The 13,739-nt window shown below is 67.0% G+C and carries 7 protein-coding genes and 1 pseudogene; 1 reads left to right on the forward strand and 7 read right to left on the reverse strand.

All coding sequences use genetic code 11. The features are described from left to right. The 7 genes and pseudogenes from U5798_RS05730 to U5798_RS05760 all read right to left on the reverse strand — a co-directional run. A pseudogene (locus tag U5798_RS05730) lies at window positions 1-375 on the reverse strand (hypothetical protein); the annotation flags it as partial. A gap of 455 nt (window positions 376-830) precedes the next feature. Next, on the reverse strand, window positions 831-1,859 hold the full coding sequence (locus U5798_RS05735) for a transglutaminase family protein (protein ID WP_322081492.1): 1,029 nt from the start codon (window positions 1,857-1,859) through the stop codon (window positions 831-833). Next, window positions 1,853-4,459 (reverse strand): circularly permuted type 2 ATP-grasp protein, encoded by a 2,607-nt coding sequence (locus U5798_RS05740; protein ID WP_322081687.1) that lies wholly within the window; start codon window positions 4,457-4,459, stop codon window positions 1,853-1,855. Before U5798_RS05740 ends, U5798_RS05735 begins: the two co-directional genes overlap by 7 nt. Window positions 4,460-4,661: 202 nt before the next feature. Further along, a complete protein-coding gene (locus U5798_RS05745) occupies window positions 4,662-8,075 on the reverse strand; it encodes a transglutaminase family protein (RefSeq protein ID WP_322081493.1) in 3,414 nt (1,137 codons plus the stop codon). Between the two features lie 93 nt (window positions 8,076-8,168). Continuing rightward, complete coding sequence (locus U5798_RS05750; RefSeq protein ID WP_322081494.1) at window positions 8,169-9,146, reverse strand: transglutaminase family protein; 978 nt, start codon at window positions 9,144-9,146, stop codon at window positions 8,169-8,171. Between the two features lie 9 nt (window positions 9,147-9,155). Continuing rightward, window positions 9,156-10,097 (reverse strand): alpha-E domain-containing protein, encoded by a 942-nt coding sequence (locus U5798_RS05755; RefSeq protein ID WP_124456141.1) that lies wholly within the window; start codon window positions 10,095-10,097, stop codon window positions 9,156-9,158. A 64-nt stretch (window positions 10,098-10,161) separates the two neighbouring features. Next, entirely contained in the window at window positions 10,162-11,577 is a 1,416-nt protein-coding gene (locus U5798_RS05760; protein WP_185658261.1) for a circularly permuted type 2 ATP-grasp protein, read from the reverse strand. Window positions 11,578-12,161: 584 nt separating this feature from the next. Between U5798_RS05760 and U5798_RS05765 the strand changes: the two genes are divergently transcribed. Further along, window positions 12,162-13,157 (forward strand): LysR substrate-binding domain-containing protein, encoded by a 996-nt coding sequence (locus U5798_RS05765; RefSeq protein WP_322081495.1) that lies wholly within the window; start codon window positions 12,162-12,164, stop codon window positions 13,155-13,157. Window positions 13,158-13,739 lie beyond the last annotated feature (582 nt).

The raw sequence follows: 13,739 nt of genomic DNA on the forward strand, positions 1-13,739 counted from the left end.
TTTCTCGTTCAGGAAAATCTTGTCGCCGTACTCTTTCAACTCTGCGGCGGTTGCCCGATAGCCCCATCGGAAATGAATGACGGGCGAGAAGGACGGGTCAGATTTGATGTAGTTGCCGGACCAAAGCGTCGGATTCAAAAACCCATCCGGCGTCACGCTTTCCGTGTACTTCGCCGGCACCAATTGCCCGGCATCGATGCCGTGATATTGCAACTGATCGTCCAGCCGCCCGAGCCGTCGGTTCAGACCGTCGCACAGCCCCCGCTCGGCGGCCTCGAACCATTCACCTTCTGAGTTCACGCCATGGACGAAGATGACGATACCGGGCAACGGCATTTGCTTGATGCAGATCAGCCGGGTGTCTTTCGTCCACATCGACACCCCGTCGCCTCGGCCGACGACGATCGGTGGAGGCTCGCGTGGCGTTCCGGTGCTGTCCGACTCGGTGGCATCGATCGACCGTGCGACGGGTTCGTCCGTCGCCGATCGATAATCGGAATAAAGCTGCGTCACCCTGGCTCCTGCGCGCGGATTGGTGTTTTTCTGCCGTTCCGCCGCCAGCCGTTCAGGCTGACGCGACGTGAACGCAGATCCGGATCATCGGAAATCCGGGCACCAGCGCACAAGTGCAGTTTTCTCTTTTCCTACAGAATTGAACTCGTCCGATTCAATCGAACGGAATGACACGTGACTTTCCGGTCATGTCTCACGGTCGAGTACGAAGTGTCTTCCGAGCCGCGCGCATGGACCGTCCGGTTCGCAGCCATCACGAACGTACGCGCCTGCAGACACGCGATCAACAAACGACCGCTCCGATCGGCGAACCCGCATCAATCGGCATCGAGCGGCTCGACCGTCACGCCGACCTTCAGCTCCTGATCCGCACCACCACCGCGAATCACGCCACGCAACGGCGTCACATCGGCATAGTCGCGCCCGATCGACAGCATCACGTAGTCGTCGCCCGGCGCGCGATCGTTGGTCGGATCGAGCTGCAGCCAGCCGTTGTCCTCGGGCCACGCCGGGTCGTACACCTCGACCCAGGCATGCGACGCATCGGCGCCGATCAGCCGAGGCTGACCGGGCGGCGGCTGCGTGAGCAGGTAGCCGCTCACGTAACGCGCGGCCAGCCCGAGCGAGCGCAACGCGCCGATCATCACGTGAGCGAAGTCCTGGCAGACACCCTTGCGCAACCGCAGCGCATCGAGCGCCGACGTCGTGATGTCGGTGCTGTTCGGCGTGTACGCGAAATCGGCATGCACGCGCCGCATCAGATCCCAGGCGGCCTGCACGAGCGGCCGCTGCGGCGTGAAGCTCGCGGCCGCATACGCGGCGAGTTCGGGATCGCAAGCAACATGCGGCGACGCGAACACGAATTCGCTCGCCGCGTCGTAAGGCTGACCCGCGCGGAACCGCAACCGGTCGCGCACGGCTTCCCATTCGGTCGCCTGCTTTGCATCGGGATTCGCGATCGCGGGCGGCGGCTCGCCGCGCGCGCCGCGCGACCATACGGGCGCCGTCACGCGCACCGTGCTGCGGCTGCGCACGAGCAGCGCGTCGTGCGGCTGGTTCAGCGCGAACGACGCACGCGCGTTGCCGAAAGCGTCGATCTCCGTGCTGACCGACTCCGGTGCCGGCTCGATGTCGAGCGAGAACGACAGCACCTGCTGGCGCGGCGTCACGAGCGGCTGCAGGCGCGCCTGGTGCTGCGCGGATTCGACACGCGCCGCGTAGCGGTATTCGGTGTCGTGCGTGACGCGCAGCAACCGGCCCGGTGCAACGGCGGCCGGAGCGGCCGGTGCCGGTCGTGCATGGTTGGCGCCAGACGGCGCTTTTACCGCGCCTTTCGTCGTCACCATAGCGTCCTGCCCGCCTCGCGCACGTGGCTGAAGTAGCGCTCGCCGATCCGGTTCGACAGTTCCCACACCGCCTTCACGGTCGTGTCGAGCGCGGCGAGCAGCTTGTCGTGCCGGCCGCCTTCGGCGGTCTCGCACAGCTCGTGCAGCGACCACGCGGGCACGTCCGGAACCGTCTCGGCCAGCTCGGACAGCGCATAGCCTTCGCTGCGCTCGACTTTCGTCAGCCGGCCGCGCAGCGCCTGCACGACCCAGCCGAGCGAGCGCGGGTTGTCGGTATCGAGCACGACGAGCGACAGCAGCGGCGCGACATCGAAGCCGCGCTGGAATCGCGAGCGGAACGTGATCGTGCTGTCGAACAGCTCCAGCACGAGTTCGAAGCCATCCTGCCGATGCACCGCGCCTTCGTCGAACGCGAACTTCAGCACGCTGCACAGGAAATCCAGCCGGTCGATCTGCCGGCCGATCGACAGCAAGCGCCAGCCGTCGTCGCGGGTCATGTTGTCGGTCTGCGCGCCGGTGATCGCGCCGAGCAGCAGGCCCAGGCGCTCCAGCAGCTGCAGCGCCTCGTTGCCGATCTGCTCCTCGGCTTCCGGCAGGCCGGCGCTGTCCGCGAACAGTTGCGTCGCGTCGTCGATCAGCCGCCATTGATCGCTCGACAGCCGTTCGCGGATCGCAGCCGCCGCGCCGCGCATCCCGAACAGGCACGACGCGATGCCCGAGGTGCGGTCGGCGCCGCGCGTCAGCGATGTCGCGAGCGCGTGCTGGAACGCGCGCGGCGCATCGACGGCATTCGGCGCGTCGGCCGCGATCAGGCCCGTGTCGCGGCACAGCGTATCGATCAGCTCCAGATGCGCGGGGCTGTCGACGTCGTCTTCGCCGCGCAACCGTTCGAGCGCGGCGCGCGCCAGCCGCATCAGGTTGGTTGCGCGCTCGGTGTAACGGCCGAGCCAGAACAGGTTCTCGGCCGCACGGCTCGCGATCGCGCGCGGCCGTTCGACGAGGTCGTCGGGGCCGAGGTGTGTCTGCAGCAGCGTCGTCGAATCGACGATGCCCTCGGTCATCACCCATGTATCGACGGTGCTGCCGCCGCGCGGCATGGGCGCGTTGAACAGCGTGTCGCGTGTGCCGACCCGCGACAGCCCGCCCGGCAGGAGCCGCCAGCGCTGCGCGCCGTCGGCGAGCGCGAAGACGCGCAGCAGCAGCGGCTTCGGCACGATGCGTGCGCCGCCGTTGCCGTCGGGCTCGTCGGACCGCGGCCAGGTCGGCGCCTGCGACAGCGGCAGGTCGGCCTGCACCGTGTAGTGTTCGGGCTGCGCGAGGATCCGCGCGCGCCATTCGGCCAGCTGCGGCTGCGTGAGCCGTGCGCCGATCACCGGCTCGAACCCGCCGCCGGCCTGCACCTCGGGTGGATAGGAGGCCTTGATGATGCCGCGCGCGAGCTGCGGCAACGCGTCGTCGCAGGCGGCCGCCTCGCCGCACCACCACGAATGCACGGCCGGCAGCGTCAGCGTTTCGCCGAGCAGCCCTTCGGCGAGGCGCGGCATGAAGCCGAGCATCGCCGGCGATTCGAGGAAGCCCGAGCCCGGCGCATTCGCGAGCAGCACGTTGCCCGCACGCACAGCCTGCAGCAGCCCCGGCACGCCGAGCATCGAGTCGGTCCGCAGTTCGAGCGGATCGAGCCACGCATCGTCGACGCGCCGCAGGATGCCGTGCACCGGTTCGAGCCCGCTCAGCGTCTTCAGGAACACGCGGTTGTCGCGCGCGGTCAGGTCGCCGCCTTCGACGAGCGTGAGGCCGAGGTAGCGCGCGAGATACGCGTGCTCGAAATACGTCGCGCTGTGCGGCCCCGGCGTCAGCAGCACGATCCGCGAATTCTTGCGGGCCGGGCTGAGCGACTGCATGCTCTGCAGCAGCGCGCGGTATGCGGACGCGAGCCGCTGCACGCGCAGCCCGCGAAACCCGCGCGGAAAGAGCCGCGACACGATCAGGCGGTTTTCGAGCAGGTAGCCGAGCCCGGCCGCGCCCTGCGTGTGCTGCGCGACGATCCGCCACTGCCCGTCGGGGCCGCGCGCGAGATCGAACGCGACGACGTGCAGCCACGTGTCGCCCGGCACGCGTGCGCCGCGCATCGCGCGCAGGTAGCCGGGATGACCGGTGACGAGCGCGGGCGGCAACAGCCCGCGCTGCAGGATCGTCTGCGGCCCGTAGAGGTCGGCCAGCGTCGCGTTGAGCAGCCGCACGCGCTGCAGCACACCGCGCTCGATTCCGACCCAGTCCTCGGGCGTGACGATCAGCGGCAGCAGGTCGAGCGACCACGGGCCGGCCGCGCCGTCGCCGGCGCGCTGCTCGTGCAGCTGATAGAACAGGCCGTTCTCGCGCATGCGCCGGTGCAGCGCGTCGGCGCGGCGATCGAGGTCGGCCACGCCGTCGCTGCCGATCGATGTGAAGAAACTGCGCCAGGCGGGCGCAAGCGCAGGCGCGTTCAGGCCGGCCGCGCTGCCGCGCAGTTCGTCGTAGCGGCCGGCGGCCGCCGGCGCCGCAAGCGCGGCAGCCAGTTCGGCGGCATCCGGCTGCGCGCCGGTATCGAAAAGCGTGGGCATCGCGTCGAGGGCGGCGAGATGATCGGTGTCAATGGGCGGCACGATGTCGTTCCGTCTTCAGGGTGCAACGGCGCATGCGCGCCGCCGCACCGGCGGCAAGCTGCTGCGGCGCGCGGCCGCAATCTGCCCGCATCCTAGCATTCCGGCGCGGCCGCCGGGAGGTTGCGAGCCGCGCATCGTCGTCCGCCCCGTCATCGATGGATCACGGCCGCCGCAAGTCGAGCGTGAACGGGAATTCGCGGCTCGGCGCGGCAGCCGCGACATCCATCCGTCCCGGCGTATGCCCCATCTCGACGAAGCGTGCGAGCCGGCGGCTCTCGGCCTCGTACGCATTGACCGGGAAGGTCGCGTAGTTGCGCCCGCCCGGATGCGCGACGTGATAGCGGCAGCCGCCGAGCGAACGCTGCAGCCACGTATCGACGATGTCGAACGTGAGCGGCGCGTGCACGCCGATGGTCGGATGCAGCGCCGACGGCGGCGACCACGCCTTGTAGCGCACGCCCGCGACGTACTCGCCGACGGTGCCGGTCGGCTGCAGCGGCAGCGCGCGGCCGTTGACGGTCACGACGTGGCGGTTGTCGTTCAGCCCCGTCACGCGCACTTCGAGCCGTTCGATCGACGAATCGACGTAGCGCACCGTGCCGCCGGGCGCGCCCTCCTCGCCCATCACGTGCCACGGCTCCAGCGCGCCGCGCAGCGACAGCTGCATGCCGTTCACCGCGATCTGGCCGAACAGCGGGAAGCGGAATTCGAAGTGCGGCGCGAACCACGCCGGATCGAACGCGAAACCGGCATCGCGCAGTTCGGCGAGCACATCGTCGAAATCCATCTGAAGAAACTCGGGCAGCATGAAGCGGTCGTGCAGCGCGGTGCCCCAGCGCGTGAGCGGCGTCGTGTACGGCGCGGCCCAGAAACGCGCGACCAGTGCACGCAGCAGCAGTTGCTGCACGATGCTCATTCGCGCATGCGGCGGCATTTCGAACGCGCGCAGTTCGAGCAGGCCGAGCCGGCCGGTCGACGAATCGGGCGAATACAGCTTGTCGATGCAGAACTCGCTGCGGTGCGTGTTGCCCGTCACGTCGATCAGCAGGTTGCGCAGCACGCGGTCGACGAGCCACGGCGGCATGTCCTGACCGAACAGCAGCTTGTTGCGCTGGATCTCGGCGAACGCGATGTCGAGTTCGTAGAGCTGGTCGTTGCGCGCCTCGTCGACGCGCGGCGCCTGGCTCGTCGGCCCGATGAACAGCCCGGAGAACAGGTAGGACAGCGACGGATGGTTGTGCCAGTACGCGATCAGGCTCGCGAGCAGGTCCGGGCGGCGCAGGAACGGGCTGTCGGCCGGCGTCGCGCCGCCGAGCACGAAGTGGTTGCCGCCGCCGGTGCCGACGTGGCGGCCATCGACCATGAACTTCTCGCTGCACAGCCGCGACTGCCACGCGGCGTCGTACAGGAATTCGGTGTGGTCGACGAGCTCGTCGAAGCTCGCGGCCGGATGGATGTTCACCTCGATCACGCCGGGATCGGGCGTCACCTGCAGCATCTTCAGCCGCGCATCGCGCGGCGGCGGATAGCCTTCGAGCACCAGTTTCACGCCGAGCGCGTGCGCGGTCAACTCGATCGCGCCGAGCAGCTCGAGATAATCCTCGAGCGCGGCAAGCGGCGGCATGAACAGGTACAGGATGCCGTTGCGCACTTCGACGCACAGCGCGGTGCGCGTGATCCACGCGGCCGATTCGAAGCGCTCGGGCCGGCGCTGCGGATCGTGCGCCGCGGCACGCGCGCCCTCGGCCGTGCCGTCGTTGCGCCACTGCATGACCGTCTGAGCGGACGCTTCGCGATGCACGCCGGCCAGGTAGCGCGGCGCGTCGGCCGGGCCCGCGTAGCGTGCGCGGATCGCGGCGGCGTCCGGCAGCGCCGTGCGCGGCGCGAACGGATCGCGTTCGACCAGGTACGGGTGGTCGGAGCGGGTGGCCCACGGCAGCGAATCGAGCGGCAGCCGATAGCCCATCGGCGAATCGCCCGGCACGAGATACATCCGCTCGTCGCGGAAGAACCACGGGCCGGTCTGCCAGCGCGGCCCGTCGAGGCCTGGCGTGTCGTCCGTGCGCTTGACCGGCAGCACGTAGCCTACGACGCTGTCGAGCTGCTGATCGAACACCTTGCGCAACCGCGCGCGCTCGAGCTCGTCGTCGAGCCGCGAGTCGAACGGATCGACGTTGACGGGCAGCCGGCGCTCGCGCCACAGGTAGTACCAGACATCCTCGTAGCCGGGCCGGATGAATTCATCGGTCAGGTTCAGCCGCGCGGCGAGCGCATCGATGAATCGCTTCGCGTCGTCGGTCGTATATGCGGACGGCTCGCGCTCGTCGGCGAACAGCGACGGATCGTGCCATACGGGCTGGCCGTCCGCGCGCCAGAAGATCGACAGCGCCCAGCGCGGCAATTGCTCGCCCGGATACCACTTGCCCTGCCCGAAGTGCAGGAAACCGCCGTCGCCGTACTCGGCGCGCAGTCGCTGCACGAGTTCGGTCGCGTAGCCGCGCTTGGTCGGGCCGAGCGCATCGGTGTTCCACTCGGCGCCGTCGCGATCGTCGATCGACACGAAGGTCGGCTCGCCGCCCTGCGTGAGCCGCACGTCGCCGGCCGCCAGCGCGCCGTCGACCTGTGTGCCGAGCGTCAGCACGGCGTCCCACTGCGATTCCGTATACGGTTTCGTCACGCGCGGCGATTCGTACACGCGCGTCACGGTCATCTCGTGCTCGAACGACACCTCGCACTCGTCGATCAGCCCTTCGACCGGCGCGGCGCTCGTCGGCTGCGGCGTGCATGCGAGCGGAATATGCCCTTCGCCGGCGAGCAGGCCCGACGTCGGGTCGAAGCCGATCCAGCCGGCGCCCGGCAGGTAGACCTCGCACCACGCGTGCAGGTCGGTGAAGTCGACCGACGTGCCGCTCGGGCCGTCGAGCGACTTCACGTCGGGCGTGAGCTGGATCAGGTAGCCCGACACGAAACGCGCGGCGATGCCGAGATGGCGGCACAGCTGCACGAGCAGCCAGGCGCTGTCGCGGCACGAGCCGGACGCGAGCTCGAGCGTCTGCTCGGGCGTTTGCACGCCGGGTTCCATCCGCACGAGATAGCCGATGTCGCGCTGAAGCTGCTGGTTCAGCGCGACGAGGAAGTTCACGGTGCCGGCCGGCGTGAGATCGACGCCGTCGAGATACGTGCGGAACAGTTTCGATGCGCTCGTCTGCGGATCGCAGACGAGATACGGCGCGAGCTCGGTCTTCAGCGCGTCGTCATAGCTGAACGGGTATTGCTCGGCGCTCGCTTCGAGGAAGAAGTCGAACGGGTTGTACACCGACATCTCGGCGACGAGATCGATCGTGATCTCGAAGTGCTCGGTACGCTCCGGAAACACGAGCCGCGCGAGATAGTTCGAGAACGGATCCTGCTGCCAGTTGATGAAGTGCTGCGCGGGCTCGACCGTCATCGAATACGCGAGGATCGGCGTCCGGCAATGCGGCGCGGGCCGCAGCCGCACGACCTGCGGGCCGAGGTTGACGAGCCGGTCGTAGCGATAGCGGGTGGTGTGATGCAGCGCGACGTGGATGGACATGGGAGCTCGGTTCGGGTTGGGCCGGCCGCGCACGCCGCGTCGCACTCGACGCGGCGGCCCGGCATGGCGGATTCGGCGAAAGCGCGCGTCGGGTCAGACGAGCTCGGGCGTCTGCACGACGCTGATCTCGACGCCGACGGCCGTGGCGCCGAGCCCCGTCACCGGCTGCGCGTCGCGATAATCGAGGCCGACCGCGATGCGCACGTAGCGCTCGTCCGGGCAGCGGTTCATGAACGGGTCGAACCCGACCCAGCCGAGCCCTTCCACATAGGCCTCGGCCCACGCATGACCGGCCGGCTGCTGCATCAGCGCGGCGGCCTGCGGCTGGGCGCCGAGCGCCGGTTGCGGCAGCCCTTGCGATTGCGCGGCATGCGACGCGCCGAGCACCTGCTGCATGCCCTCGCCGCTCTGCAGCGCGAGCGCTTCCTCCTCCTCGACGTCGCCCGCGTTCTGCTTCGCATCGGCGATGCGCTGCATCGCGCTGTCGGCGAGCACGTAGCCCGAGATGTAACGTGCAGGAATCTTCAGCACGCGCGCGGCCGAGATGAATGCATGCGCGTGGTCGCGGCTCGTGCCCTCGCCGTTTTGCAGCGCGGTTTCCGCGTCGACGGGCGCGTCGGCGGCCAGGTTCGGCGCATACGCGATGCGGCCGTGCACTTCCGTCATCAGCCAGTGCAGTGCGTCGAGGCCCTGCGGATCGATCGGCAGCGCTTCCGCGAGCTCGCGCACGGTGTCGCCGGCCTTCGTGAGGGCGGTCTCGCGCTCGAAGATCCAGGGCGGCGCATAGCCTTCGGGATGCCCGAGAATGCCCGCACGATCCTGCGTCTCGACGACGCCGGCCGCGACGACCACGATCTCGGCCTTCGCACCGCGATCGTGACGCACGAGGTCGATCCGGTTGCCGAGCCCGTCGGCGTACGACAGCGACGGCTCGACGCCGTCGATCGTGACCTGCCACGCGCGCACCGTCTGCCCGGGGCCCGACTGCGGGCGCAGCCGCAGCCGTTGCAGCGCATGGGTGGCTTGGTCGTCGAACTGATAACGCGAGATGTGTCGAATGGCGAGTCGCATGGCAAGTTCTCAGTCGAAGTTGTAAGCCTGGGCGATTTCGAGCCCGAGGCTGTTGTTGCGGCCGATGAAGTCGGTCAGGAACTCGTGCAGGCCGCTCTTGAAGACCCGCTCGACCGAGGTATCGGACAGCATCTGCAGGATCTTCGTAGCCGTGTCGTGACACGGGTGTGTCACGCCGTAATCCTTCGCGAGCAGGTTCAGGCTCGACACGACGCGCCCGTAGCAATAGCGCAGCGAACGCGGCATGCGGCCGTTCAGGATCAGGTAATCGGCGATGTTCACCGGCTTGTACTGCACGTCGTACACCCAGCGGTACGAGCGGTGCGCGGCGACGCAGCGCAGGATCGTCTCCCACTGGTAGTTGTCGAGGATCGTGCCGACGTGCGACACCGACGGCAGCAGCAGGTGGTATTTCACGTCGATGATCCGCGCGGTGTTGTCGGCACGCTCGATGAATGCGCCGATCTGCGCGAAATCGAAGATCTCGTTGCGCAGCATCGTGCTGTAGAAGCTGCCGAGGATCAGCGCGGTTTCGCGCTTCACCTGGTCGAGCACGTTCGGCAACTCGCTCTCCGGCACCGGCTGCGCCAGCGCGCGACGCAGCGCAAGCCACGCGCCGTTCACGCTTTCCCACGCCTCGCGCGTCAGCGCCGTGCGCACCATCCGCGCGTTCGAGCGCGCGGCCTCGATGCACGACAGCACGCTCGACGGGTTGTCGCGGTCGCGCAACAGGTAGTCGGTCACGGTATCGGCCGCATACGCGTCGTATTTCTGCCGGTAGCCTTCGTCCGTGCCCGAGCTGACGAGCACCGACGACCATTCGGCCGGCGCGTCGGACGTGCGCGTGAGCGCCATCCGCAGCCCGGCATCGACGATGCGCGCGATGTTCTCCGCGCGCTCGATATAGCGGTACATCCAGTAGAGGCCGCTTGCAGTACGTCCCAGAAGCATCTCGTGTCCACTCCGTCTTCGTTCGGTTGGCGCGCCGGTTCCGGCGCGCGCGGTCGCGTCCGGCTCAGTCGGCCAGCACCCAGGTGTCCTTGGTGCCGCCGCCCTGGCTCGAGTTGACGACGAGCGATCCCTCCTTCAGCGCGACGCGCGTGAGCCCGCCCGGCGTGATGCGGATCCGGTCCGACACCAGCACGAACGGTCGCAGGTCGACGTGGCGCGGCGCGAGGCCGGCGTCGGTCAGGATCGGCGTCGTGGACAGCGCGAGCGTCGGTTGCGCGATGTAGTTCGCGGGGCGCGCGCGCAGCTTGGCGGAAAACGCCTCGAGCTCGGCCTTCGATGCGCACGGCCCGACCAGCATCCCGTAGCCGCCCGAGCCGTGCACTTCCTTCACGACCAGTTCGTCGAGATGCTCGAGCACGTACTTCAGACTGTCGGCCTCGCCGCAGCGCCAGGTCGGCACGTTCTCCAGCAGCGCCTTGCGGCCCGTGTAGAACTCGACGATCTCCGGCATGTACGAGTAGATCGCCTTGTCGTCGGCGATGCCCGTGCCGGGCGCATTCGCGATCGTGATGTTGCCGGCGCGGTAGACGTCCATGATGCCCGCCACGCCGAGCACCGAATCGGGGCGGAACGTGAGCGGGTCGAGGAACGCATCGTCGACGCGGCGGTACAGCACGTCGATCGGCTGGAAGCCTTCGGTCGTGCGCATCGCGACGCGGCCGTCGACCACCTGCAGGTCGCTGCCCTCGACGAGGTGCACGCCCATCTGGTCGGCGAGGAACGAATGTTCGTAGTACGCGGAATTGTGGATGCCGGGCGTGAGCACCGCGACGGTCGGGTTGTCGGCGTTGCCGCCCGGCGGGCACACGGCCGCGAGCGACTGGCGCAGCATCTGCGGATAGGTTTCGACCGGGCGCACCTTCACCTGCTGGAACAGCTCGGGGAAGAGCTGCATCATCGTCTCGCGGTTTTCCAGCATGTACGACACGCCGGACGGCGTACGCGCGTTGTCCTCCAGCACGTAGAACTCGTTCTCGCCGGTACGCACGATGTCGACGCCGATGATGTGCGTGTAAACGTTGCCGGGCGGCCGGAAGTCGATCATCTCCGGGATGAACGCTTCGTTGTGCGCGATCAGGTGCTTCGGCACGATGCCCGCGCGCACGATTTCCTGCCGGTGGTAGATGTCGTCGAGGAACGCATTGAGCGCCATCACGCGCTGCTCGATGCCGAGCGACAGCCGGCTCCATTCCGCGCCCGAGATGATGCGCGGGACGATGTCGAACGGAATCAGCCGCTCGGCGGCCTCTGCGTCGCCGTAGACGGCGAACGTGATGCCCGTCTTGCGGAACACGCCTTCCGCGTCGTAGGCTTTCTGGGCGAGGCTCGCGGGATTCTGCGTGTCGAGCCATTGCTTCAGGCGCGCGTAGGGCGCCCTTACCATGTCGCCGGATTGCAGCATTTCATCGAATGGCTTCATCGATCTTTTCTCCATCGATCGTTTTCCCCGGCATTGCGCATGCCGGACCGGCGTAATCAATGCTTTGCAAGGAACGTGCCTTGCACAATCTTCTCGATATCCCCCCGTTTTTGCGCCGCACCGGCACGCCCGCGCGGCATTGCGCACCACAGTGGTGCAACACCCGACGCGACGTGCGCCCGCATGCGCCGCGAGCGCGCACGGCCGATGCTGCGCCGCGTCTTTCAAACATAGTTCCCCCGCGTGTCACGAATGTGCAATCTGCACTGCACAAAAAAACGGCGCGTCCGGGCACTGGACCATCGCCATGAAGGCGGGCCGGCACGCACACGGCGCAACCGGCCCTGGGGGAAGTACCGTCCGCGGCGACCCGCCAGTTCGACGCTGTGAACTGTTCGGTTAGTCCGGTCCGGCCCCTCAACGCTATGCAGCCGTAATCCCGCCGACAACGCCCATGCATATTTCGACTGACACCGATCGAAAAAAAACATCGGCCCCCATGCGCGAGGCGCGGTACGCTACCAAACCGGTTCAGTGAAATGGCGCCGCCCCTCCGGCGCCGACAATAAACAGCGAAGATCGACATGGAAGCAAAGTGGCTGGAAGATTTCCTGAGCCTTGCGGATACCAAGAGCTTTTCCCGGGCCGCGCGTCATCGGCACCTCACGCAGTCGGCATTCAGCAGACGAATTGCCGCGCTCGAAACCTGGATGGATGCGAAGCTGGTCGACCGCAGCATCAACCCGATCACGCTGACGCCGGCCGGCCAGATGTTCCGCGGGCTCGCCGCGGACATCCTGCGCAGCATGTATGCGGCGCGTAATCTCGTGAACGGCTACGACCAGTTCGCGGCAAGCGACCAGGTCGTGCGTTTCGCCGTCGCGCATACGCTCGTCTTCACGCTGTTTCCCGAATGGCTCAAGCAGCTCAACGGCGAGGTCGGCCACGTGACCGCACGCGTGAACGCGGTGAACGTGCCGGAAGGCGTGCAGCAGCTCGTCGAAGGCGAATGCGACCTGCTGCTCGGCTATCACCATCCGCAACTGCCGATCGTGCTCGACCCGAACCACTTCCCGTTCGTCAGCCTCGGCGTCGAGCGGATCCTGCCCGTGTCGACACCCGACGCGCGCGGCAAGCCCGTGTTCCAGCTGCCGGGCACGCCCGACGCCCCGCTGCCGCTGCTCGCGTATTCGTCGGGCGCGTTCCTCGGCAACATCGTCGAGATGCTGCTGCTGAATGCGACCGAGCCGTATGTGCTGCACCGCTGCTTCGAGACGCACATGTCCGAGGCGTTGAAGGGCATGGTCGTGGCCGGGCACGGGATCGGCTGGCTGCCGGAGAGTTGCGTCGCGAAGGAGCTCGCGGACGGCACGCTCGTGTGCGCAGGCACCGGCGACTGGATCACCGAACTGGAAGTCCGCCTGTATCGCTCGGCCCGCAAGCGCGGGCTCGCGGCCGAGCAGCTGTGGGCCTACATCATGAACCGGCCGCGCGCGGCGGCCGAAGGGGCGGCCGGCACCGAGCAGGCAGCCGCGCCGGCCATGCGCACCGCACGGCGAATCTCCGGCGGCAGCCGCTGACGTTTGCATTCGCGCCGTGCAGGTTCACGGCGTGAATGCCGTTTTCTCAATATCAATATTAAATACAGCAATCGGCAATCCCGCCGAAGTCGGTGAAATCCCTGTGCCAACCCTTTATTCGATATCAGACGAAAACGCAAACGTTTGCGAATGACATCGTATTTTTTACTGCCAGCGCATTAAGTCCGAATATTCGACCTCATTTTTATGACGGAAATACCCTGTTACAGAACAAATCAAAAGTTTCTATTTGACTATGACGAACTAAAATAACAAAGACGTCATATTTTCTTTTCACGATGTGCGATCTGTATCCGGATCTCCGTCGATTCGCCATGAACACAGCTGCAAAAATTTCTTTTATCAGTCGTTATTTTTCGGCAGGAAAGTCGATACCTCCGACGTGATTCAATGCGTGCTCGATCATCGCTACCGGCGAGCAATAATCATATTCGGCAATATCGACTTTCTTCAGTGTTAAGTGAATCATGCGAATCCGTCGGAATCCTATTTAAATAAGATATTTCAACCCGTTCCATTCCGGCCACACGAGGTTGTTGGTTCAAAGACCATCGTGTATCA

The organism is Burkholderia sp. BCC1972 (assembly GCF_905339605.1).
Taxonomy (GTDB): Bacteria; Pseudomonadota; Gammaproteobacteria; order Burkholderiales; family Burkholderiaceae; genus Burkholderia.

What these genes read in the sequence shown, in the direction of transcription:
- U5798_RS05740 (WP_322081687.1), bottom strand. Translation starts at nt 4,459, where the DNA reads ATGCCCACGCTTTTCGATACCGGCGCGCAGCCGGATGCCGCCGAACTG.
- U5798_RS05765 (WP_322081495.1), top strand. Translation starts at nt 12,162, where the DNA reads ATGGAAGCAAAGTGGCTGGAAGATTTCCTGAGCCTTGCGGATACCAAG.
- U5798_RS05745 (WP_322081493.1), bottom strand. Translation starts at nt 8,075, where the DNA reads ATGTCCATCCACGTCGCGCTGCATCACACCACCCGCTATCGCTACGAC.
- U5798_RS05760 (WP_185658261.1), bottom strand. Translation starts at nt 11,577, where the DNA reads ATGAAGCCATTCGATGAAATGCTGCAATCCGGCGACATGGTAAGGGCG.
- U5798_RS05750 (WP_322081494.1), bottom strand. Translation starts at nt 9,146, where the DNA reads ATGCGACTCGCCATTCGACACATCTCGCGTTATCAGTTCGACGACCAA.
- U5798_RS05755 (WP_124456141.1), bottom strand. Translation starts at nt 10,097, where the DNA reads ATGCTTCTGGGACGTACTGCAAGCGGCCTCTACTGGATGTACCGCTAT.
- U5798_RS05735 (WP_322081492.1), bottom strand. Translation starts at nt 1,859, where the DNA reads ATGGTGACGACGAAAGGCGCGGTAAAAGCGCCGTCTGGCGCCAACCAT.